22 protein-coding genes and 1 other RNA gene are annotated in these 21,683 nt (G+C 65.0%); 12 read left to right on the top strand and 11 right to left on the bottom strand.

Annotated features, from left to right (window positions below; translation table 11 throughout):
- Nucleotides 1-7: 7 nt before the first annotated feature.
- Both maiA and RQH86_RS10875 read right to left on the bottom strand, forming a co-directional pair.
- Nucleotides 8-670, bottom strand: a complete 663-nt coding sequence (gene maiA / locus RQH86_RS10880) for a maleylacetoacetate isomerase (protein ID WP_311238791.1) — start codon at nt 668-670, stop codon at nt 8-10.
- A 43-nt stretch (nt 671-713) separates the two neighbouring features.
- The gene (locus RQH86_RS10875; protein WP_115554628.1) at nt 714-1,703 is read right to left on the bottom strand and encodes a fumarylacetoacetate hydrolase family protein; all 990 of its coding nucleotides are present in this window, start codon (nt 1,701-1,703) and stop codon (nt 714-716) included.
- Here RQH86_RS10875 and RQH86_RS10870 point away from each other — a divergent pair.
- The 4 genes from RQH86_RS10870 to RQH86_RS10855 all read left to right on the top strand — a co-directional run bounded on the left by RQH86_RS10870 (nt 1,702) and on the right by RQH86_RS10855 (nt 4,516).
- Nucleotides 1,702-2,091, top strand: coding sequence for a hypothetical protein (locus RQH86_RS10870; RefSeq protein WP_311238792.1), 390 nt, complete (start codon nt 1,702-1,704; stop codon nt 2,089-2,091). The genes RQH86_RS10875 and RQH86_RS10870 overlap by 2 nt on opposite strands.
- A complete protein-coding gene (locus tag RQH86_RS10865; protein WP_055848080.1) occupies nt 2,081-3,466 on the top strand; it encodes a DEAD/DEAH box helicase in 1,386 nt (461 codons plus the stop codon). Before RQH86_RS10870 ends, RQH86_RS10865 begins: the two co-directional genes overlap by 11 nt.
- 169 nt (nt 3,467-3,635) lie before the next feature.
- Nucleotides 3,636-3,989: a 6-carboxytetrahydropterin synthase QueD gene (queD, locus tag RQH86_RS10860; RefSeq protein WP_055850251.1), complete on the top strand. Its 354-nt coding sequence runs from the start codon at nt 3,636-3,638 to the stop codon at nt 3,987-3,989.
- Nucleotides 3,990-4,180: 191 nt separating this feature from the next.
- The gene (locus tag RQH86_RS10855) at nt 4,181-4,516 is read left to right on the top strand and encodes a phasin family protein (RefSeq protein ID WP_311238793.1); all 336 of its coding nucleotides are present in this window, start codon (nt 4,181-4,183) and stop codon (nt 4,514-4,516) included.
- A 165-nt stretch (nt 4,517-4,681) separates the two neighbouring features.
- On the opposite strand, the gene bioD is transcribed toward RQH86_RS10855, so the two are convergent.
- Nucleotides 4,682-5,356 carry a dethiobiotin synthase gene (bioD, locus tag RQH86_RS10850; RefSeq protein WP_311238794.1) on the bottom strand — a complete coding sequence of 225 codons (675 nt, stop codon included), beginning with the start codon at nt 5,354-5,356 and terminating at the stop codon, nt 4,682-4,684.
- Between the two features lie 117 nt (nt 5,357-5,473).
- Between bioD and RQH86_RS10845 the strand changes: the two genes are divergently transcribed.
- Both RQH86_RS10845 and RQH86_RS10840 read left to right on the top strand, forming a co-directional pair.
- A complete protein-coding gene (locus RQH86_RS10845) occupies nt 5,474-5,956 on the top strand; it encodes a GAF domain-containing protein (RefSeq protein ID WP_055848072.1) in 483 nt (160 codons plus the stop codon).
- The gene (locus RQH86_RS10840; protein WP_311238795.1) at nt 5,953-6,345 is read left to right on the top strand and encodes a TfoX/Sxy family protein; all 393 of its coding nucleotides are present in this window, start codon (nt 5,953-5,955) and stop codon (nt 6,343-6,345) included. Before RQH86_RS10845 ends, RQH86_RS10840 begins: the two co-directional genes overlap by 4 nt.
- Nucleotides 6,346-6,679: 334 nt before the next feature.
- Here RQH86_RS10840 and gph read toward each other — a convergent pair whose 3' ends face one another.
- The 3 genes from gph to dinB form a co-directional block, all read right to left on the bottom strand.
- Nucleotides 6,680-7,330, bottom strand: a complete 651-nt coding sequence (gph, locus tag RQH86_RS10835; protein ID WP_311238796.1) for a phosphoglycolate phosphatase — start codon at nt 7,328-7,330, stop codon at nt 6,680-6,682.
- 105 nt (nt 7,331-7,435) lie between these two features.
- A non-coding RNA gene (locus RQH86_RS10830) (sX9 sRNA) lies at nt 7,436-7,511 on the bottom strand.
- 92 nt (nt 7,512-7,603) lie between these two features.
- Nucleotides 7,604-8,683 (bottom strand): DNA polymerase IV, encoded by a 1,080-nt coding sequence (dinB, locus tag RQH86_RS10825; RefSeq protein ID WP_115559178.1) that lies wholly within the window; start codon nt 8,681-8,683, stop codon nt 7,604-7,606.
- A gap of 340 nt (nt 8,684-9,023) precedes the next feature.
- Between dinB and fabA the strand changes: the two genes are divergently transcribed.
- A complete protein-coding gene (gene fabA, locus RQH86_RS10820; protein WP_039421849.1) occupies nt 9,024-9,539 on the top strand; it encodes a 3-hydroxyacyl-[acyl-carrier-protein] dehydratase FabA in 516 nt (171 codons plus the stop codon).
- Nucleotides 9,539-10,747 carry a beta-ketoacyl-ACP synthase I gene (gene fabB / locus RQH86_RS10815; RefSeq protein WP_311238797.1) on the top strand — a complete coding sequence of 403 codons (1,209 nt, stop codon included), beginning with the start codon at nt 9,539-9,541 and terminating at the stop codon, nt 10,745-10,747. Before fabA ends, fabB begins: the two co-directional genes overlap by 1 nt.
- Before the next feature lie 242 nt (nt 10,748-10,989).
- Here fabB and RQH86_RS10810 read toward each other — a convergent pair whose 3' ends face one another.
- The 3 genes from RQH86_RS10810 to RQH86_RS10800 form a co-directional block, all read right to left on the bottom strand.
- The gene (locus tag RQH86_RS10810; RefSeq protein WP_311238834.1) at nt 10,990-11,661 is read right to left on the bottom strand and encodes an SH3 domain-containing protein; all 672 of its coding nucleotides are present in this window, start codon (nt 11,659-11,661) and stop codon (nt 10,990-10,992) included.
- Nucleotides 11,662-11,813: 152 nt separating this feature from the next.
- Nucleotides 11,814-13,838: a M3 family metallopeptidase gene (locus RQH86_RS10805; RefSeq protein ID WP_311238798.1), complete on the bottom strand. Its 2,025-nt coding sequence runs from the start codon at nt 13,836-13,838 to the stop codon at nt 11,814-11,816.
- 95 nt (nt 13,839-13,933) lie between these two features.
- Entirely contained in the window at nt 13,934-15,037 is a 1,104-nt protein-coding gene (locus RQH86_RS10800; protein ID WP_055848051.1) for a PLP-dependent cysteine synthase family protein, read from the bottom strand.
- Between the two features lie 132 nt (nt 15,038-15,169).
- Between RQH86_RS10800 and RQH86_RS10795 the strand changes: the two genes are divergently transcribed.
- The 4 genes from RQH86_RS10795 (at nt 15,170) to gloA (ending at nt 19,591) form a co-directional block, all read left to right on the top strand.
- On the top strand, nt 15,170-15,565 hold the full coding sequence (locus RQH86_RS10795; RefSeq protein WP_311238799.1) for a CopL family metal-binding regulatory protein: 396 nt from the start codon (nt 15,170-15,172) through the stop codon (nt 15,563-15,565).
- Nucleotides 15,566-15,790: 225 nt separating this feature from the next.
- The gene (locus RQH86_RS10790; RefSeq protein WP_311238800.1) at nt 15,791-17,581 is read left to right on the top strand and encodes a copper resistance system multicopper oxidase; all 1,791 of its coding nucleotides are present in this window, start codon (nt 15,791-15,793) and stop codon (nt 17,579-17,581) included.
- Between the two features lie 233 nt (nt 17,582-17,814).
- Nucleotides 17,815-18,852 (top strand): copper resistance protein B, encoded by a 1,038-nt coding sequence (locus tag RQH86_RS10785; RefSeq protein ID WP_311238835.1) that lies wholly within the window; start codon nt 17,815-17,817, stop codon nt 18,850-18,852.
- Between the two features lie 214 nt (nt 18,853-19,066).
- Nucleotides 19,067-19,591 (top strand): lactoylglutathione lyase, encoded by a 525-nt coding sequence (gene gloA / locus RQH86_RS10780; RefSeq protein WP_115562932.1) that lies wholly within the window; start codon nt 19,067-19,069, stop codon nt 19,589-19,591.
- A gap of 101 nt (nt 19,592-19,692) precedes the next feature.
- On the opposite strand, the gene RQH86_RS10775 is transcribed toward gloA, so the two are convergent.
- Complete coding sequence (locus RQH86_RS10775; RefSeq protein ID WP_311238801.1) at nt 19,693-20,838, bottom strand: hypothetical protein; 1,146 nt, start codon at nt 20,836-20,838, stop codon at nt 19,693-19,695.
- A gap of 234 nt (nt 20,839-21,072) precedes the next feature.
- The gene (locus RQH86_RS10770) at nt 21,073-21,546 is read right to left on the bottom strand and encodes a hypothetical protein (RefSeq protein WP_311238802.1); all 474 of its coding nucleotides are present in this window, start codon (nt 21,544-21,546) and stop codon (nt 21,073-21,075) included.
- Between the last annotated feature and the right edge of the window lie 137 nt (nt 21,547-21,683).

Genomic DNA, 21,683 nt, shown 5'->3' with positions numbered 1-21,683 from the left:
ACCGCACTCACACCGCCGCGTCGGGCTGGGCCTCTGGCCGGGCAGCGTCGAATGGCGGGAGTGCCAGGCACTGTCGTTCGATCCGTTGCAAGGTGGGATACGGTGTCAGATCGACCTCGAACCGACGCGCGTTGTAGAGCTGCGGGATCAGCACGCAGTCGGCCAGGCCCGGCGTCTCGCCATGGCAAAACGTTCCGGTGCGCGAGTCCTGTGCAAGCTGCGCTTCCAGCGCGCTGAAGCCGCACTGCATCCAGTGCTGCGTCCACTGCTGGCGTTGCGCCGCATCCAGCGCAACGCCGCGCTCCAGGTAGTGGGTGACGCGCAGATTGTTGAGCGGATGCACATCGCAGGCGATGACCTGCGCCAGCGCGCGCACGCGGGCGCGGTCGGCTGGGGCGGCTGGCAACAGCTGCGCACTATCCGCAAAGGCCTCTTCCAGATATCCCAGAATCGCCAGCGACTGCGGAATCACCACCGCGCCGTGGCGCAGCGTCGGCACCAGCTCCTGCGGATTGAGTTGCGCGTAGGCGGCGGCATGCTGCTCGCCGCCGTCGCGCACCAGATGCACCGGGTGCGTGACATAGGCCAGCGACTTCAGGTGCAGCCCGATGCGCACGCGATACGCCGCGCTCGAACGCCAGTACGAAAACAGCTCCAGCGCCGCGCTCATGCGCGGCCGCCAGTCACCGCGTCCGCCGGCAGGACGCTACGCGTCATGGCAATGGCTGCCGTTCGACGCGCTGCTCGATCGCGCCGAAGATACTGGCGCCGCTGGCATCGAACATCTCGATCCGCACCACATCGCCGAACGCCATGAACGGCGTGCTCGGCTTGCCATCGCGCAAGGTCTCGACCACGCGCTGTTCGGCGAAACACGACGCGCCCAGGGTGGTGTCCTGATTGGCGATGGTGCCGGACCCGACAATCGTGCCGGCCGACAACGGACGGGTCTTGGCGGCATGGGCGATCAGCTGGGCGAAATCGAACTGCATGTCGTTGCCCGCTTCCGGCGCACCGAACCAGGCACCGTTGACGTGGGTCACCAGCGGCAGATGGACTTTACTGTCGCGCCACGCATCGCCCAGCTCGTCGGGGGTGACGAACACCGGCGACAACGCCGAGCGCGGCTTGGACTGCACAAAACCAAAGCCCTTGGCGAGCTCGGCCGGAATCAGGTTGCGCAGCGAGACATCGTTGACCAGGCCGATCAGCTGGATATGCGCAGCCGCCTGTTCGGGCGAGGCCCCCATCGGCACGTCGTCGGTGATGACCACGATTTCGGCCTCCAGATCGATGCCGTGGTCTTCGCTGATCACCTTGATGGCATCGCGCGGGCCGTAGAAGCCGGCACTGGTGGCTTGGTACATCAGCGGATCGGTGTAGAAGCTCTCCGGTACCTCGGCATTGCGCGCGCGGCGCACCCGCTCCACATGCGGCAGGTAGGCGCTGCCATCGACGAATTCGTAAGCGCGCGGGAGCGGCGCGGCCAGCGCCTGCAGATCCAGATCGAAGACGCCATCGGCGCTGCCGTCGTCGAGCGAGGCAGACAAGGCGTTCAGCCGTGGCGCGACGTTGCTCCAGTCTTCCAGCGCACGCTGCAGCGTCGGCGCGATGCCGGTGGCATGCACGGCCTTGCTCAGGTCGCGTGAGACCACGATCAGGCTGCCATCGCGGCCGCCTTCCTTCAGGGAACCTAGCTTCATGACGATCCTGTTGCTGTGGCTGATCGGCCGATTGTACGACCTGTCGCAACAGTGGTTGCACCTGAAACAACTGACCCGTAGCCCAACCGCAGACGCGGTCTTTTGTGCAGCGCGCCAAACGCGCGTACACTTGCCCGGTCTGCATGCGGCCGTCCGTTTCCCTTTGGGACCGCCGGCGAGGCCAGGATCGATCGATCCGCTCGCCCGCCCCACCCGACGCCTTTCGTGGTGCCGACAAACCCATCGCTTCTTGATCGGGTTGTTCCACCATCTCGCAGCGCGGTTCACGGGAACGCTCCGAGCCTCACTTTTTGCATCTGCAATGCGTTTGCGCTCCGGGCCTGGCCTGGTGGCGACGCTTTACTTGGAGCTTCCTGATGTCTTTTGAATCCCTGGGCCTTGCGCCCTTCCTGCTGCGCGCGTTGGCCGAGCAGGGCTACGAAACCCCCACAGCGATCCAGCAGCAGGCGATCCCGCTGGTGCTGGCCGGTCACGACCTGCTGGCGGGCGCGCAGACCGGTACCGGCAAGACTGCCGCGTTCGGCCTGCCGCTGCTGCAGCACCTGGGCACCACCCCGCAGCCGGTCAATGGCCCGCGCAAGCCGCGCGCGCTGATCCTGACCCCGACCCGCGAGCTGGCCACCCAGGTGCACGACAGCCTGCGCGGCTATAGCAAGTACCTGCGCATTCCCAGCGCGGTGATCTACGGCGGCGTGGGCATGGGCAACCAGCTCGACACCCTGCGTCGTGGCGTGGACCTGCTGATCGCCTGCCCGGGCCGTCTGATCGACCATATCGAGCGTCGCAGCGTGGATCTGTCCGGCATCGAAGTGCTGATCCTGGACGAAGCCGACCGCATGCTCGACATGGGCTTTTTGCCGTCGATCAAGCGCATTCTGACCAAGCTGCCGCGCCAGGACCGTCAGACCCTGCTGTTCTCGGCCACGTTCGAAGAGAACATCAAGCAGCTGGCGCTGGAGTTCATGCGCAACCCGATGCAGATCCAGGTCACCCCGAGCAACACCGTGGCCGAGAGCATCACCCACCGCGTGCACCCGGTCGATGGCGCGCGCAAGCGCGATCTGCTGCTGCACCTGTTGGCGCAGGACAGCCGCGAGCAGACCCTGGTCTTCGCGCGCACCAAGCATGGCAGCGACAAGCTGGCGCTGTTCCTGGAAAAGTCCGGCATCAAGACCGCGGCGATCCATGGCAACAAGAGCCAGGGCCAGCGCATGCGTGCACTGAGCGACTTCAAGGCCGGCCGCGTGACCGTGCTGGTGGCCACCGATATCGCCGCGCGCGGTATCGATATCGACCAGCTGCCGAAGGTCATTAACTACGACCTGCCGATGGTGGCCGAGGACTACGTGCACCGTATCGGCCGTACCGGCCGTAACGGCTCCACCGGCGAGGCGATTTCGCTGGTGGCGCAGGACGAAGCCAAGCTGCTGCGTCAGATCGTGCGCATGCTGGGCCGCGACGTGGAAATCCGCGACGTGCCGGGCTACGAGCCGCAGACCCCGATCCGTTGGGGCAACAGCGCCCCGGGCCGTGCCGAACAGCCGGGTGGCGATCGCGCACCGCGCAAGAGCCACGCGCGTCGTCCGCATGGCGATGCACCGCGTCAGGCGCATGCGCATGCCGGCCCGAAGAAGCCGGGTGGCCAGCGCAGCGCTGGGCCGCGTCAGGCCAATGCGGGCGCAGGTGCCGGCCGGCGCGACAGCCGTGGCGGCGCTGGCCGTCCGGCCAACCGCGGCGCCTGATAGGCAGCGTCTGCTGAGCACAAGGGCCGCCATGCGGCCCTTGTTGTATCAGGCTCGCGTTGTATCCAGGCCTGCTTTGTATCGGGCCCGGCCGGTCCGGACCCTTGCGTGATCCGGCACCACGCCGGCACCTGCCCTTCCCTTTCGTTACTGCTTGCCGATCACCGTCATGGATATCTTCAAAGTCTTTACGCTCGAAGCCGCGCATCGGCTTCCCAATGTGCCGCCCGGCCACAAGTGCGCCCGGCTGCATGGCCATTCGTTCCGGGTCGAGCTGCACGTCAGCGGCGAACCGGGTGCCGACACCGGCTGGATCATGGATTTCGGCGATATCAAGGCGGCCTTCCAGCCGATCTACGACCGCCTGGACCACCACTACCTCAATGACATCGAGGGGCTGGAGAACCCGACCAGCGAACGGCTGGCGATCTGGATCTGGCAGCAGCTCAAGCCGGCCTTGCCGCAGTTGAGCGAAATCGTGGTGCATGAAACCTGCACGTCCGGCTGCCGCTATCGCGGTTGACCGCATGCGCACTGTTCGACCCGAAGCCGCCTGATGGGCGGCTTCGTCGTTTTTGACGATCATCTAACCGATTGAATTGCAAAGCCTTCCAACAGAGTTTGGGGAAACTTCAGGAAACGTGTTGCATCGCAACAATATCCGAGTATGCTGCAACGCAACAAACGGTCACGGCTTTCCCGAAGGGGTTCGCAATGTCGGCGCAGTTCGAAAACAGCTTTACCAGTCAGTTCGCCTCCGCTGCAGCACGTGCCAATCAATTGGCATTGGACACGCTGGAGCAGAACGTCACCGCCACCACCAGTTTCTTGGGTGAGTTTGCGCAGGCACGCGACCTGGGTGCCTACCAGACGCTCTGGCCGAAAGGTCTGCAACTGGCCCGCGACAACCTGGAACGTTCGGCCTCGGCCAACCAGGAAGTGGTCGGGATGGGTTTGAAGATGTCCAGCGAGCTTGGGCAGTTTGCCAAGCAGCAGTTCGACACCGGCAGCGAGCAGGCCGGCGCAGCAGGCAAGACACGGCGCAGCTAACCGCCACCAAAAATTCAGCGTCTTTGCATGGGTCCCTCCCCCCATGCAATCCGGCCCGACAGATCCCTCCCTCTGTCGGGCTTTTTTATTGTGCGTTTGCCGGCCATCTGTCGCCGCGGCTTGCGCGCGGCGAGTGGTACTGGCGTGCTTGCCGCCTGGGCGCTACTAAATCGGTAGCCGCAGCTCCTGCGCCTGGCTGGCGGCATCGGCGCCTGGGCGCCAACGGATCCGCCCCCAGCACGGCATCGCCAGCCGCTGGTGCAGCATCTGGATGTTCTCTTCGACGCGCTCCATCTGCGGGTCGATTGCGTTGGCGATCCAGCCGATGCATTCCAGCCCGTCGGCGGCGATGGCGGCAGCGGTCAGGCGCGCGTGGTTGATGCAGCCCAGCCGCACGCCGACCACCAGCACCACCGGCAGTTGCAGCGCGCGGACCAGATCGGCCTGGTCCAGATCGGCGCTGAGCGGCGCGGCCCAACCGCCGACACCTTCGACCACCACCACCTCGGCCTGGCGACGCAATTGCGCAAAGGCCTGCGCGATCGGGTCCAGCGACAGGGTCACGCCGACGTCGGCGGCGGCCAGCTCCGGTGCCAGCGGTGCGGGCAAGGCGTAGGGGTTGAGGGTGGCGTAGTCCGGTTGCGGGTCGCTGGCCGCTTGCAGCGCCAGCGCGTCTTCATTGCGCCAGCCATCCGGCGTCTGTTCGCAGCCACTGGCGACCGGCTTCATCCCCACCGCGGTGTGCCCGCGCGCGCGCAATGCGTGCAGCAACGCCGTGCTGCCCATGGTCTTGCCGATGCCGGTGTCGGTGCCGGTGACGTACAACGCAGGGTGCTGCATGCGTTCGATCCTGCGGCCGGGCCGCCATTGCCGAGAGGGCGCGCAGCATAACGTGCGGATCCGAGAGCGCGGCTGAGTCGCAATGCCGCTGCGGATGGCCGCTGCTAAACTTCGACCATGTTCGCCACCTCGTCGCTGACCGGCAGCAAGCCGGAACAATATGCCCAGCTCACCGCCCAGGCCAAAGCCCTGGTGCACGGCGAGCCGGATCGGATCGCCAACGCCGCCAATCTGGCCGCACTGATCTTCAATTCGCTGCCGTCGCTCAACTGGGCCGGCTTCTATTTCTACGATGGCCGCGAGCTGGTGGTGGGTCCATTCCAGGGCTTGCCGGCCTGCGTGCGTATTCCGCTGGACAAGGGCGTGTGCGGTGCGGCCGCCAGCACCCGACAGAGCCAGCGCATTGCCGACGTGGACGCGTTTCCCGGGCATATCGCCTGCGATTCGGCATCGCGCTCGGAGCTGGTGATTCCATTGGTCAAGGGCGATACGTTGATCGGCGTACTGGATCTGGACAGCCCGGAGCTGGATCGCTTCGACGCCGACGATCAGCAGGGCCTGGAAGCCATCGCGCAGATTTTCGTCGGTGCGTTGACGTGACCACCGAACGGCTGCGCAACATCGGCCCGAAAAGTGCGGCGTGGCTGCGCCAGGTCGGTCTGCGTACGCAGGAGGATCTACAGGCAGTGGGCGCGGTGGGCGCCTTCGTCAAAGTGCGCCGCGCCGGTTTCAAGCCCAGCCTCAATCTGCTGTATTCGCTGGAAGGCGCGTTGACCGATTGCCACTGGCAGGACGTGCCGGAAGCGCGTCGGCATGCCTTGCTGGCGGAATACGAAGTGGCCAGTGCGCTGTTGCCGGTGCGCGGCCGCGCGGTCGCGGGGCCGGTGGAAACCGTGCACTACGCGCGGGCGGACAACGACGATACGCACGGCGACATGCTCGAAGGACACGATGACGCTGCGGATCCGAGCCAGACGCGCGAGGATTGAGCCCACACAGCGGATGGAGCGCCGTTGCAGTGTCCGCGGTATCGGCGCCCGTACGGCAGTGCCTGACACGATGGCTGCGAGCGTTACGCGCAGCACTTGGTCGCAACGTCAGCGGCACGCCACACAAAAATCCCGCTGCGAACTCCAGCTAGCGCACCCACTCCGCTGTCGACCGCATTGTCGTGTCGCGCCATACACCAGACGCAGTTAACAGCAGCTACGAAGCGATCGTCGGTTGGATGCGGACGCTAGGCTCAGAACCGCAGGACGGAAACAGGACGCGCTGCACCGATCACGTCCGCCTGGCTACCGCGCGGTCGTTTTGTCGGTCGATCTAGGTCAATGCCAGCAGCTCGCGCATGTCATCCATGATCGCCACCGCACCGGAGCTCTGCACATCGAAGCCGCGCAGATAGCCGTAGCGCACCATCGCCAAGGGCATTGCCGCTGCGTTTGCGGCCGCTGCATCGGTGGCCGAATCGCCAACCATCAGGCACTGCTGCGGTGCATGCTGGAATTGCCTGGCCAGGTGCAGCAGCGGCGCGGCATCGGGTTTGCGCTGCGGTAGCGAATCGCCACCGAGCACGCTGCTGAACTGCGCCGCGATGCCCAGATGCTCCAGCAGCGGCGCGATAAACCGCGACGGCTTGTTGGTGCATAACGCCAGCGTGGCACCGGCCTCGCGCAGGCCGGCCAACGCCTCGCCGACACCGGGATACAGCTGCGGGTTATGCAGCAGGCTGGCTTCGTAGTGACGCATCATCACCGGCATCGCGGTATCGGCATCGTGCGTGCCGCCGGCTTCGCGCAAGGCAGTGGCAAGCAGCACGTGCACGCCTTCGCCGATCCAGCCGCGAATCGTTGCCTCGCTGAACTGCTGCAACCCAAGTTCGTGCAAGGTGGCATTGAGCGCTTCGGCGATATTGGGTGCGCTGTCCACCAGCGTGCCGTCCAGGTCGAAGATCACCAGCGGATACGGAAACATGCACAACGCCTCGTTGGGGAGCGGACTGCAGTGTACGAGCGGCTGGATTCAGACCGTGTCAGCGTGCGCGATGCAGATGCGTGATGCATGCAGCGGGCTGAGAGCAGCTAACACAACGTCGCGAGCAGTCGTCAGGTGGGTGTGGAAGGCGCGCTCAGACCTGGGGTGTTCGCGTGGTAATGCCGCACCGAGCGCCGGCTGCGCCCGCTCGGCGCTGAGCACAGTCGTTTGGTAGCTGCTTTACCACACGGCATCGCAGGCACGACGTTGCACTCACTGCGCCGGCGACATCTCGCCGAATAACTCGCCCTGCACCGCGCCCTCTTCGGCATCGCTGAAACCGCTCAGCCCCACACCGACCAGGCGATAACGCGTGTCGTCGGGCAGCTCCACGCGCTTGGTCAGTGCCAGCGCAATCTGCGCCAATGCATCAAAGGAAGCCGGCGGCTGCTCGGGCGTGTACGAGCGGGTCAGGATGCGAAAGCTTGAGGTCTTCAGTTTCAGCACCACCGTGCGCCCGATCCGCTCGGTGCGCCGCGTGGCGAGCCAGGTTTTTTCGGCCAGACGCAGGATGTGCGGGTCCAGTGCATCGAGCGCGAGGTCCTCGCTGAAGGTATCTTCCGAGGACACCGACTGCACTTCCTGGTCTGGCTCCACCGGGCGATCGTCGATGCCGCGCGCACGGCGATACAGGCTGTGTCCGAAGCTGCCGAAATGCGCCTGCAATTCTTCCAGCGGGCGCAGTCGCAGATCGGCCACGGTGACGATGCCCAACGCCGCCAGCTTGCCGTCCATCACCTTGCCCACGCCTGGGATGCGATTGACCTTGAGCGGCAGCAGGAACGCATCCACGCGACTGGGTGCGATGACGAACTGGCCATCGGGCTTGCGCCAGTCCGAGGCGATCTTGGCCAGGAACTTGTTCGGCGCGATGCCGGCCGATGCGGTGAGCCGGGTTTCGTCGCGGATCTGGGTGCGGATCAGCTGCGCGATTTCGGTGGCCAGCTGCATGCCGGTCTTGGCGTGCGTGACATCCAGATAGGCCTCGTCCAGCGACAACGGTTCGACCAGATCCGTATGCCGATAAAAAATCTCGCGCACCTGCCGCGACACCGCCTTGTAACGCGCAAAATCCGGCGGCACGAACACCGCATCCGGACAGAGCCGCTCGGCGCGCAGCGCCGGCATCGCCGAGCGGATACCGAAGGTGCGTGCCTCGTAGGAGGCCGCGCAGACCACCGAGCGCGCGCCGCGCCAGGCCACCACCACCGGCTTGCCGCGCAGGCTGGGATCGTCACGTTGCTCCACGGACGCGTAGAACGCATCCATGTCCACGTGCACGATCTTGCGCATCAAGCTGGTGTCTCTTAACAGGGCTGTGGCCATGATAGAGCAGCCGCGTCTCACGCCTTGATCCAGTACTCACGGCAAAGCGGCACGAAACGGGCGCGACCGTCGCCGGTTCTCGCCTTCGCCATCGCGCTGGACCGTCATGGCGGCGTCCCGATGTCGCTGTTGCCGACGGCTGGATTGCGTGTGCCGGGTCGAGGTGGCGACGCACCCCATTGCGTGCCGCAGCGCGCAATCGTCTGAAAACAGCACGCATGCGTACGGATAAAACGTTTGATTGAACCGCGCCGGCTCATGCACCCTTGCCGGCTTCGCCATTCGCTCCTTGCAGGAAACGTTTGTCATGACTCGTCAAAGTGCGTATTCGCGCGACCAATTGCTGGCCAGCGCGCGCGGGGAATTGTTCGGACCCGACAGCGGCCGGCTGCCGAACGACCCGATGCTGATGTTCGACCGCATCACCGAGATCAGCGACACCGGCGGCGCGCACGGCAAGGGCGTGATTCGCGCCGAGCTGGATGTGCGCCCCGACCTGTGGTTTTTCGGTTGCCATTTCATCGGCGACCCGGTGATGCCCGGCTGCCTGGGGCTGGATGCGATGTGGCAGCTGACCGGCTTCTTCCTGACCTGGATCGGCGCTGCAGGCCGCGGCCGCGCGCTGGGTTGCGGGGAGGTCAAGTTCACCGGGCAGGTGCTGCCCAGCGCCAAGCTGGTGAGCTACGAGATCGATGTGAGCCGCGTGATCAACCGCAAGCTGGTGATGGCGCAGACCGATGCGCGCATGCTGGTGGACGGGCGCGAAATCTATACCGCCAAGGATCTGCGCGTGGGCATGTTCACTTCGACGGAGAACTTCTGATGCGTCGTGTCGTCGTCACCGGAATGGGCATCAATTCGTGTCTGGGCAATGACCTGGACACCGTCTCCACCGCATTGCGCGAAAGCCGCTCCGGCATCACCGCCCTGCCCGACCATGCCGAGGCCGGTCTGCGCAGCCAGGTGGGCGGTGCGGTCACGCTGGATCTGGAAGCACTGATCGACCGCAAGCTCAAACGCTTCATGGGCGACGCCTCTGCGTACGCCTATCTGGCCATGCGCGATGCGATTGCCGATGCGGGCCTGAGTGCCGAACAGGTCAGCGATATGCGCACCGGGGTGATCGCCGGTTCCGGTGGCGGATCCAGCCAATGGCAGGTGGAAACCGCCGACCTGCTGCGCAACCGCGGTGTGCGCAAGGTCGGCCCGTACATGGTGCCGCGCACGATGTGCTCGGCGGTGTCGGCCTCGCTGGCCACCGCGTTCAAGATTCGTGGTCTGAGCTATTCGCTGTCGGCCGCCTGCGCGACCTCGGCGCATTGCATCGGCGCGGCAGCCGATTTGATCCGGCATGGCGCGCAGGATGTGATGTTCGCCGGCGGCGGCGAAGAACTGCACTGGACCATGAGCGTGATGTTCGATGCGATGGGCGCACTGTCCACCGGCTTCAACGATCGCCCGGCAGTGGCCTCGCGCCCGTACGATGCGCAGCGCGACGGTTTTGTCATCGGCAGCGGCGGCGGCATGCTGGTGCTGGAAGACTACGACCACGCCGTCGCACGCGGCGCACGTATCCATGCCGAACTGCTCGGCTATGGCGTGACCTCCGATGGCGCGGACATGGTGGCGCCCAGCGGCGAAGGCGCGGTGCGCTGCATGCACATGGCCATGCAGGGGCTGGATCGCCCGATCGATTACCTCAACACGCACGGCACCTCGACACCGCTGGGCGATGTCACCGAACTGGGCGCAGTGCGCGCGGTGTTCGGCGATAACGTACCGCCGCTGTCGTCGACAAAGGCGCTATCCGGCCATTCGCTGGGCGCAGCCAGCGTGCACGAGGCGATCTACAGCCTGCTGATGTTGCGCGATGGCTTCATGGCCGGCTCGGCGCATATCGACGAACTCGACCCGCGCGCCGAAGGCTTCCCGATCCTGCGGCAGACACAGGAAGCCACCTTGAATACGGTGATGTCCAACAGCTTCGGCTTTGGCGGGACCAACGGCACCCTGGTGTTCGGGCGGGTGTGATGGCTGCAAGCGAACGCGCGTGAGCGCGTTGTGCTGCCACGCGGGTACGGAGAGTCGATCCGTGTCCGCGCCGTGCAAGGGCTTGCCCCTCGTCCATCAGTGGAAGACGGGCGGTGCAACTTCAAGCAACCGCGATGCGACAGAACAGCGTTGCCAGCGCACATGTTGCCGACATGCCTATGTGAAAGCAGCGACGTGCAATCACGCTTTACCTCCCTGCGCCAAGGTGCAGGTGCGGTGCCTTATTCGTCCCGCAAGCGGTCGCAATCTTCCATCGAGGTCCCGCTGCTGGCGGGCTGGCCATTCGCGTCCCTGGCAGCGCTTTGCTCTTGTGCGCGCTGCCTGCTGCGGCACGCCGTGCGGGCCTGATCGCGCTTGAACTGCAAGCTCCTGGCCGCATCGATCTCGGCCCGCTCGCGGTTGGTCCGTTCGGTGTTTACGCGTGTCTCCTGCTTGGCGCGTCTTGCGATGGAGGGGTCGCCGGTTTGCGGCAGGCCCTCACCGGGCGCAAGCACTTCCAGCGCCGGCGAGTTGCCGGGTGAATGGTCGCGCCACAGCGCGCGCTCACTCTCCACGGTCCATTCGCGGCCGCGGTAATGCGCGTCCCAATACGCGTCCAGCGAAAACTCGAGTTTCGGCACCACGCGGCTCAGATCGCCGCGCTCCAGCGCGATCGCTTGCGCAGGCATCCAGCCGCGCGCATCCGGCGTACGCACATCGCACCATCTGCCGTTCTTCAGGCATCCATAGACCGTGAGCGCGTTGCCGGCGCTGGCCTCGCCCACGCGCCGGTATTCCTCGCCCGGGCCTGCGCGCAGGCCGGCGAGACTACTGGCGTGACCGGCGTGCTGCGCCGCGGCCGGTACCGCCGCGGCAATCAACACCACCAAACTCCATGACAGACGTTGCTGCATTGCACGTTCCTTGATGTGCTGATCCAGTCGCGCATCGGCCACCTGAGTGACCGCGCTGCTGCGCTTATACGACAACCCACCTCACTGCATTGCGAACGCTTGCATTGCGAACGCACCGCCTGCCAGCGATGGCAGGCGAACGACTGGCCCGCTCAGCCCGCCATGCCGTTATGCCGCAGCAGCGCATCGATGCTGGGCGCGCGACCACGGAAGGCGCGGAAGTTGTCGGCAGCGCTACGGCTTCCGCCACGCGACAGCACCTCAAAGCGGAAGCGCGCACCGGTCTCGGCCACCTGCTCGGGTGCTTCTTCGAACGCGGCGTAGGCGTCGGCGCTGAGCACTTCGGCCCATTTGTAGCTGTAGTAACCAGCCGCGTAGCCACCGGCAAAGATATGGCTGAACTGATGTGGGAAGCGATTCCACGCCGGCGGGCGATTGACGGCCACCTCGTCGCGCACGCGCTCGATCAGCTGCAGCACGCTGTCCTGTGCCGGGTCGAAACTGCTGTGCAATTGCATGTCGAACAACGCGAATTCCAGCTGCCGCACGGTGAACATGCCGCTCTGGAAATTGCGCGCGGCCAGCAGCCGGTCGAACAGATTGCGCGGCAGCGGCTCGCCGGTCTGCACGTGCGCGGTCATCGCCTGCACGCGCTCCCATTCCCAGCAGAAGTTCTCCATGAACTGGCTGGGCAATTCCACCGCATCCCATTCCACGCCATTGATCCCGGCCACACTCAGCTCGCCGATACGGGTGAGTAGCTGATGCAGGCCATGGCCCATTTCATGGAACAGCGTAGTGACTTCGCCATGCCGGAAGGTGGCCGGTGCATCGCCGCTGCCACGGCCGAAATTGCACACCAGATACACCAGCGGCGTCTGCACGCCGTTGGCGGTCTCGCGGCGATTGCGGCAATCGTCCATCCAGGCGCCACCGCGCTTGCCTTCGCGCGCGTACAGATCCAGATAGAACTGGCCGACCAACGCGCCTTGCGCATCTTCGAGCCGGTAAAAACGCACATCCGGATGCCAGACCGGCGCGCTGTCGGGCTTGACGCGCAGGCCGTACAAACTGTGGATCACATCGAACAGGCCGGCCAGCACTTTCGGCTCGGTGAAATACTGCTTCACTTCCTGCTCGGAGAAACTGTAGCGCGCCTGCTTGAGCTTTTCGCTGACGTAGGCCAGGTCCCAGGCCTGCAGGTCGTCCAGGCCAAGTTCGTCGCGCGCAAAGGCTTCGAGTTCGGCGCGGTCGCGTTGCGCATACGGCTTGGCGCGCACCGCCAGGTCGCGCAGAAAGCCCATCACTTCATCCGGGCTTTGCGCCATCTTGGTGGCGACCGAATAGTCGGCATACCCGGCAAACCCGAGCAGCTGCGCCAGCTCTGCGCGCAGGGCGAGAATGCGATCGATATTGGCGCTATTGTCCAGCGCGGCATCGCCAAATTCGGACGCGCGCTCGGCGTTGGCGCGATACAGCAGCGCGCGCAGGTCGCGGCTATCGGCATCGCTTTGCACCGGCAAATAGCACGGCATCTGCAAGGTGAACTTCCAGCCCGGCACGCCATCTTTTTCTGCGGCAGCGCGGGCGGCGGCGATCACTTCGGCCGGCAGGCCGGACAACTGGGTGTCGTCTTGGGTCACGTACGACCATGCGTCGGTGGCGTCGAGCACGTTCTGCGAAAACTTGGCCGCCAACGCAGACAGCTCTTCCTGGATCTGCGCAAAGCGCGCCTTGGCCTCGTCGTCCAGCTCGGCGCCGCCGAGACGGAAATCGCGTAGCGCGTTGTCCAGCACCTTGTGGCGTGCCGCGTCGTAATCGGCCGCTTCCGGCGATTGCGCCAGCGCCTTGTACTGTGCGTACAACGCCAGGTTCTGGCCCAGCGCGCTGCCGAAGCGGCTCACCTTGGGCAGATTACTGTTGTAGGCCTCGCGTAGCTCTGGCGTGTTCATCACTGCCTGCAGATGGCCGACCTGGCCCCACGCGCGCCACAGCCGCTCGGTGGCATCGTCCAGCGGCACCACGAAGCTGTTCCAGCTCACCGGGCTGACCTGCTCGGCCGCCTTCACCGCCGCTTCCGCCTCGGCCAGCAGTTGGTCGATCGCCGGGCCCACGTGCGCAGGAAGAATGGCATCGAAGGACGGCAGTCCGGACAGGTCGAGCAGCGGGTTGGTCATGAGGCGCTCCGGCGGTGGACTGGATCAGGGATGACGAAGATGTCGGTGACACCTGCCGACACGCGGCGCGGGTCAGCAGGCTCCCGATATGGCGATCATTCCAGCGCAGCACAAGGCAGCTGCGGCAATGCGCCGCCGTTGACCGCGCCGGCAATGGCCGCATCGCTGTCGGTGACATCGATCGCGCGTTCCACATACCAGGCCGGGTTGTAGTAACTGTGCGCATAGCGCTCGCCGGCATCGCACAGGATGCTGACGATGGAGCCCTGGCGGCCTTCCTCGCGCATCCGCTGCGCGGCGTGCAGCACGCCGATGAAGTTGGTGCCGGTTGAACCGCCCACGCGACGGCCCAGGGTGGCGCTGACGTGGCGCATCGCGGCCAGGCTCAAGGCATCGGGCACCTTGATCATTTCATCCACGCAACTGGCGATGAAGCTCGATTCCACCCGCGGCCGGCCGATGCCTTCGATGCGCGAGCCGCCGGTGATCGCCAACTCCTTGGGGCACTGCCCGTCCACCGCGCGGCAATAGCCGTCGAAGAACACCGACACTTCCGGGTCCACGCACAGGATGCGGGTGTGATGGCGGCGATAGCGCACATAGCGCCCCAAGGTGGCGCTGGTGCCGCCGGTGCCGGGGCTGCAGACGATCCAGTCGGGGATGGGGTGCGGTTCTTCGGCCAGCTGCTTGAAGATCGATTCGGCGATGTTGTTGTTGGCGCGCCAGTCGGTAGCGCGCTCGGCGTAGGTGAACTGGTCCATGAAGTGCCCACCGGTCTCGCGCGCGAGCTGGTGCGAGGCGCTGTCCAGATCGCAGGCGCGCTCCACCAGATGGCAGCGGCCACCCTGGAATTCGATCGCGGCGATCTTCTCCGGCGAGGTCGAGGCCGGCATCACTGCGATGAAGGGCACCCCCAGCAAGCGCGCGAAATAGGCTTCGGAAATCGCAGTCGACCCGCTGGAGGCCTCGATCACCGGGCGCCCTGCACGCAGCCAGCCATTGGTCAGCGCATACAAAAACAGCGAGCGCGCCAAGCGGTGCTTGAGGCTGCCGGTAGGGTGGCTGGACTCGTCCTTGAAATACAGGTCGATGCCCGGATAGCCCGGCAGGCCCATCGGAATCAGATGGGTGTCGGCCGAACGATTGAAATCGGCCTCGATCTTCTGGATGGCGGCGGCCACCCACTGGCGCTGCGACATGGGCACGGACGTGATGCGAAAGAGACGCCGATTCTACCGCCGCCAGGCGCGCACCCGGGGCGGGCAGTCATCGGGCGGACAGTTGCGGGCCGGTGGTATGCTCGCAGCGTCCTTTGCCAGCCCCGACCGCCCGTGCTGCGTTGCCTGTTCCGCCTGCTGTTATGCCTGTGCCTGGTCGCCAATACGGCCACCGGCGCGTGGGCGTCGGTAGGCATGGCGATGCCGGACATGGCCAGGCCGCAGGTAGCAGCACACGCGATGCAGGCGCGCATGACAGCAGCAATGCCTTGCCATGACGCCATGCTAGCGCCCGATACGGCGCCGTTGCCCGACAAAACCCAACACGCGCACGCAAGCGACTGCTGCAAGCTGGGCAGCTGCGACTGCCTGCAACATGGCAGTCTGGCCTTGCTGACCCTGCCTGCGGTTCCGGCAGGGCTGCTCGGCCATTCCGCGGTGGCTGCCGCCCTGGACGAAGGCCGTGCCAGCCCGGCACACGAACAACCGGTTCGACCTCCCATCGGCTAACGGCCGATACGACACGACGCGCTTCATCAGCGCTGCGTCGCCGCTGCTCAGCATCGGCAGGGGCTGCGCGAACGCTTCGACGATCCGTGCGTCGTCCGTCTGATCCGACGATCGCGCACCGCGTCCATCGGCCATTCCACGCATGCTTTGCCCCGCGTCCTCGCGCGCGGGATTTCCCAGCGATGCGCTGCGTCTGCCTGCTGTTGCAGACGCGCCGGAGGTGACATGTCTTCCGATTCCCCTGTGTTCGATCCAACATCCACGCCCGCCATCAGCCGGCGCCGTTTTGTGCAGGGCCTGGCCCTGGGCGGGCTTGCCGCAGGCGCCGGGCTGTGGCGCACCGATGCGCGTGCGGCCGGCGCGGTCTCCACGCCGGTCCTGCGCGGCAGCAGCCAGTCGCTGCAGATTGGCCGGCTGCCGGTCAATTTCACCGGGCGCACGCGCCCTGCCATCACCGTCAATCAGAGCCTGCCTGCGCCAACGCTGCGCTGGCGCGAGGGCGACACGGTGAGCGTGCGTGTGCGCAATGCGCTGACCGACCAGCCCACCTCGGTGCATTGGCATGGCCTGCTGCTGCCCGCCAACATGGACGGCGTGCCGGGCATGAGCTTCGATGGCATCGCGCCGGGCCAGGAATATCACTACCGCTTCGCGCTGCGCCAATCCGGCACCTACTGGTACCACAGCCACTCGATGTTCCAGGAGCAGGCTGGTCTGTATGGCGCCATCGTCATCGACCCGCTGACACCGCCGCCGTACCGCCACGATCGCGAACATGTGGTGCTGTTATCGGACTGGACCGATCTCGACCCGGCGGCGCTGTTCCGTCGTTTGAAACAGATGCCCAGCCACGACAATTACGCGCAACGCACGGTGGGCGATTTTGTGCGCGATGCGCGCGAAGATGGCTTGCGCGCGACACTGGCCGACCGCGGCATGTGGGGGCGCATGCGCATGACACCCACCGACCTGTCGGACGTCAACGCCAACACCTACACCTATCTGCTCAACGGCGTGGCGCCGGCCGGCAACTGGACTGGCTTGTTCACCCCCGGCGAAAAGGTGTTGCTGCGTTTCATCAATGGCTCGTCGATGACCTACTTCGACATCCGCATCCCTGGCCTGCGCATGACCGTGGTCGCCGCCGACGGCCAATACGTGCATCCGGTCAGCGTGGACGAGCTGCGGATTGCCGCGGCCGAAACCTTCGATGTGCTCATCGAGCCGACCGGCCAGGACGCGTTTACGTTGTTTGCGCAGGACATGGGCCGCACTGGATTTGCCTGCGGTACGCTGGCAGTGCGGCATGGCCTACGGGCGCCCATTCCCGCACTGGACCCACGCGCGATCCTGACCATGCAGGACATGGGGCATGCCGATCACTCCATGCACGCTGACGATGCCATGCAGGGCGACATGCATGCCGGACATGCGATGCCGATGCCGATGCCGGCCCAGCATGCGCACACCCCGGACAGCGCATCGGACAGGACACCGCACCACCCCGCCAGCGAAACTGGCAATCCGTTGATCGATATGCGCAGCAATGCCACTGCACCGCGACTGGACGACCCTGGCGTCGGCCTGCGCGATAACGGCCGCCGCGTGCTGTGTTACGGCGATCTGCACAGCCTGTTCGACGACCAGGATGGCCGCGAGCCTGGTCGCGAGATCGAGCTGCATCTGACCGGCCACATGGAAAAATTCGCATGGTCCTTCGATGGCATCGCCTTCGCCTCCGCCGACCCGCTGCGGCTGCGTTACGGCGAGCGGCTGCGCATCGTGCTGGTCAACGACACCATGATGCAGCACCCGATTCACCTGCACGGCATGTGGAGCGACCTGGAAGATGCCGACGGCAATTTCCAGGTGCGCAAGCACACCATCGACATGCCGCCCGGTACGCGCCGCACCTACCGCGTGCGTGCGGATGCGCTCGGCCGCTGGGCCTACCACTGCCATCTGCTGTACCACATGGAAGCGGGCATGATGCGCGAAGTGCGGGTGGACGCATGAGCGCGTTACGTATACGCCCACTGTTCGTGAGCACGTGGTTGTTCAGTGCATCGTTGGCCGCACGGGAACATGTGGATGCGCCGAGCAACGACGCAATGCACGACCCGCATATGCACGCGATGCAGATAACCGCCGAAGCTGACGATACCGATTCGCACACAGTGACAGCGTCGGATGCGGAGTCGGCAACTGCGCAGGACACGCTGCCTGCCATGGAGATGGCTTACGCGCATATGCAGCACGTCGGTCAGGCGTCATCGCCTGCAAAGACTGCTAACCACAACGCCGCACAACATGCAGCACACACCGATGTACCGGCATTGCAGCACGCTGAGACGCAGGAATCCGCATCAAATCCGCCTACTGATCACAGCCACATGTCGCACGCGGGCATGGAACATGGCTCCATGGATCACACGGCGATGAATCACGCTTCCATGGATGAATCCCCAACGCAGCAGATGCCGATGGATCACACACCTATGGACCATGCGCAGATGCATCACGACGCACCTACAAACGTGCCGATGCAAACGCATGTCTCCACCCACAGCACCGCACTACCACGCGAGCCGATTCCAGAGCCGACCGCCGAAGACATCGCAGCGGCCTTCGCACCCCTGCACAGCCACGCGATGCATGGCATGGGAATCAACCGGTACGTGCTGCTCGATCGACTGGAGACCTTCGACAGCGATCGCGGAAGCGGCCAGCAATGGGAGGCGCGCGCGTGGATCGGTGGAGACATCAACCGGCTCTGGCTACGCAGCGAAGGCGAGCGACAACAGGGGCGCACGCAAGATGCGTCGGTCGAAGCGTTCTACGGCCATGCCATCTCGCCCTGGTGGGATGTGCTGGTGGGCGTGCGTCAGGATATCGGCACCGACCATCGCAGTTGGGCAGCATTCGGCGTGCAAGGCCTGGCGCCGTACAAGTTCGAAACCGAGGCTACTCTCTTTGTGGGCAGCGGCGGTCGCGCGGCCCTGCGCCTGGAAGGCGAATACGACGTGCTACTCACCAACCGCCTGATCCTGCAGCCGCGTGTGGAAGCAAACATCGCATTGAGCGAGGATACGCAGCGCGGCATCGACAGCGGCCTGGAGCAGCTCGAAGCGGGCGTGCGACTGCGCTACGAAATCACGCGCCGGTTTGCGCCCTACATCGGCTGGGTGCATCAGCGCAGCTTCGGCGACCGGGCCCAGCGCGCCACGATGGATGACGAACCGGCACGCGACAGCCACTTCATCGCCGGCGTGCGCATCTGGTTTTGAGATGGTCACAGCCGTGCGCATGGACCTGGCCGCTCCGGCCCATGCGCACGGCCTGTACGCAGGCAAACTTAGACATACAGCGATGATCGACTACAGCGCGTTGCGGCCAGATCACCGACGCGCGCAATGCAGACACGCCGACAACCATTGCCTCGCTAACATCGGCCCCCACTGCAGCACTGATCTGTGCCCCGATTTCAACAAGGAACCCAACATGCCTCTGACCGATCTGCAACATGTTCCCGGCGCCAGCACCGCGCCCGCTGAAACCAGCGGTTTCGTGTTCAACCACACCATGCTGCGCATCAAGGATGCGCAGCGCTCATTGGACTTCTACACGCGCGTACTCGGCTTCCGCCTGCTGGATGCGCGTCACTTCGCCGAAGCAGAGTTCAGCCTGTACTTTCTCGCACTGCTGCCGGAAGGCACAGCGATTCCCGACGACGACGCAGCGCGCCGTCTGTGGATGGCCGGCATCCCTGGCGTGCTGGAACTCACCCACAACCACGGCACCGAAACCCAGGACGGCCCGGTCTATCACGACGGCAATAGCGACCCACGCGGCTTCGGCCACATTTGCGTCTCGGTACCGGACATCCACGCCGCCTGCGCACGCTTCGACAGCCTCGGCGTGGCATACCAAAAACGCCTGCAAGACGGCCGCATGAAGCACCTGGCTTTCATAAAGGACCCGGACGGCTATTGGGTGGAGATCATTTCCAATACACCGCTGGCGTAATCCACAAAAATGCCCGGGGGTACCCGGGCATTTTTTCAACCTTCACGCATTCCGTTGTGCAGGCAGCCGTGTCGGTCAGTTGCCTTCAAGTCTGGTGCTGATCAGTTGGAGGCAGTCACAGTCGCTCTGTCGGGAAACCACTGCGGCAACTGCTCGGCGAATTTCGCTGCGCATTCGTCGCTATAGGCTTGTGCGGCCTCTTTGACCAATGCGTAATCGTTGGCTTCCCACTCTTCCAACGAGGCGGTGCGCGGTGTGGGCGTACAGTCCAGACTGACTGGGCTCGCCTTGCGCTTGAGAAGGCCCGTGCGTTCCCCACCGATCGTCACTGCGTAGCGTAATTCGTAGGGCGATTTGGTGTCGGCCAGGCTCTGATAAACCAGCAGCCAGTCGGACATCAGCACCTGCAATGGGAACGGATCCACCGGCAGCGCTGCCGGATGCCCGGTGAAGTAGGTCTTCAAATGCGCGTTGACCGCATCGCGCTGCAGTTGATAACCGGGATTGCCCACACCTTCCATCTTCTCGCCTTTCAGCTGACCCTTGCTGAAGGCAGATACAGTAACGCCGCGTGCAAACAAGCTGGTCGCGATCTGCAACCCCACTAACGCTCCGGTATGCCCGCGCCGCACCACGCGCAACATTTCATCGCCGTTGGGCAGGCCGTTCGAGCCTACCCGCATGCTGGAATATAACGGAAGCTGCAAGGCCCAGTCAGACGACGGTGCAGTGACATCCTCTACATCGGCTGGTGTTTGCGTCGATGGCTGCCCTTCTGCCGACGCAACCGCAATCGTCCCCGCTTCAGCCGCCGCCGCGTAGGCGATTGCCGTGGAAAAATCACCGCCCGCCAACGCAGGTACCACCGCAGCGGCTTCCGTCACGCGCGCAGGCGTACAGAACGTGGCAGCTGCACGCATCTGCGCTGCATGGAAACCGATGCCGTTAGTCTGGTGCACCACGGCATCCTTGCCGTACTGCTCCACCAGCTTGGCGATCACTGCATCCGATGGCGGTTGCTGTGCGCAAACCTCGGCAGCGGCGATGCGCGACCAGGCGAACTGCAGTGCAGGATCCCAGCCCATCGCATCTTCGCCCACGAAGCCGTGGTCGTAGTGATACGCATAGATGGCAGGGTCGATTTCCTGCAGCGTCATTCCGCCCTCACCGGCATAGCCCGGCGGCAGGTCTTGTGCAATAGCAAGCCCAGGCAGTGCCAACAGCACCGCCGCGATACACGTCTTCATGAATCCACGTCCCTCTGGATGATTGCGACGCGCAGCATGTCCCCCATGCTGCGCGCACGATGCGCCGCAGCGCATCGACGCTACGACGATCAACACTGCAGGGCACTGATCGTTAGGTAATGGCACTCACCCGGCGGATCTGCCTGCCGGGGTAGTGTGCGCGCAGACGCGGTCAATCGCAGTCGGGGCGGGCCCGACGCGTGTGTCGGGACCACCCCTGCCCAGGCTCACTGCTCAGGCATGCAAGATCCCGCCCGCCCCAGGTTGCCAATTGGGTGGCGTGCGTAACGCAGCAAGGACGCGAACCAACTCGCGATAACTATCGGCCAGTTGCGCGAACAGGCTTGCATCGCTGCAGCGGGTGTCGGCAACGTCGGAATAGGCGCCACGTCCGAGATCGATGAAGTAGTCCACGCTGACCCGGCGACGTTGTGCCAGGCCGGGAAACAGCCCGGCAATCAGCAGACAGCCGTCGCCCACATCCCGCAACAAATCGGCACGCACACTGCCGACCTGCTCCTGCGCGTGCAACCACGCCAATGCCTGCGTGCGCGACAACAGATGCGCATCGCGCTGAAAGCGCAGCAATACGAAGACCAGATAATGCTCACGCGACTCGTCCAGCGGACGTGCGATCCGCTGCCCCGCCTCGCGCACCAACGCCTGCCACAATTCGGCCGGCGCTCCCTGTTTGAAAGACTCGTGCATACGTCCTCCTGCGTGGTGTGGACCCTCGCAAGAAGCTTATGCATAACCTGGGCCAAAGCGTTGGCAGAGGCTGTGCTCGAGCGCCAGAAACCGCTGGCCAAGCTGCTGCCGGCCGTCAGGCAAGTCTGGTCGTTGCG

Origin of the sequence: Xanthomonas sp. WCS2018Noco2-27 (genome assembly GCF_031843525.1) — a bacterium.
Classification (GTDB): domain Bacteria; phylum Pseudomonadota; class Gammaproteobacteria; order Xanthomonadales; family Xanthomonadaceae; genus Xanthomonas.
Note: the sequence above shows the minus strand (reverse complement) of the source record. Positions and strands in the feature narration are given on the sequence as shown.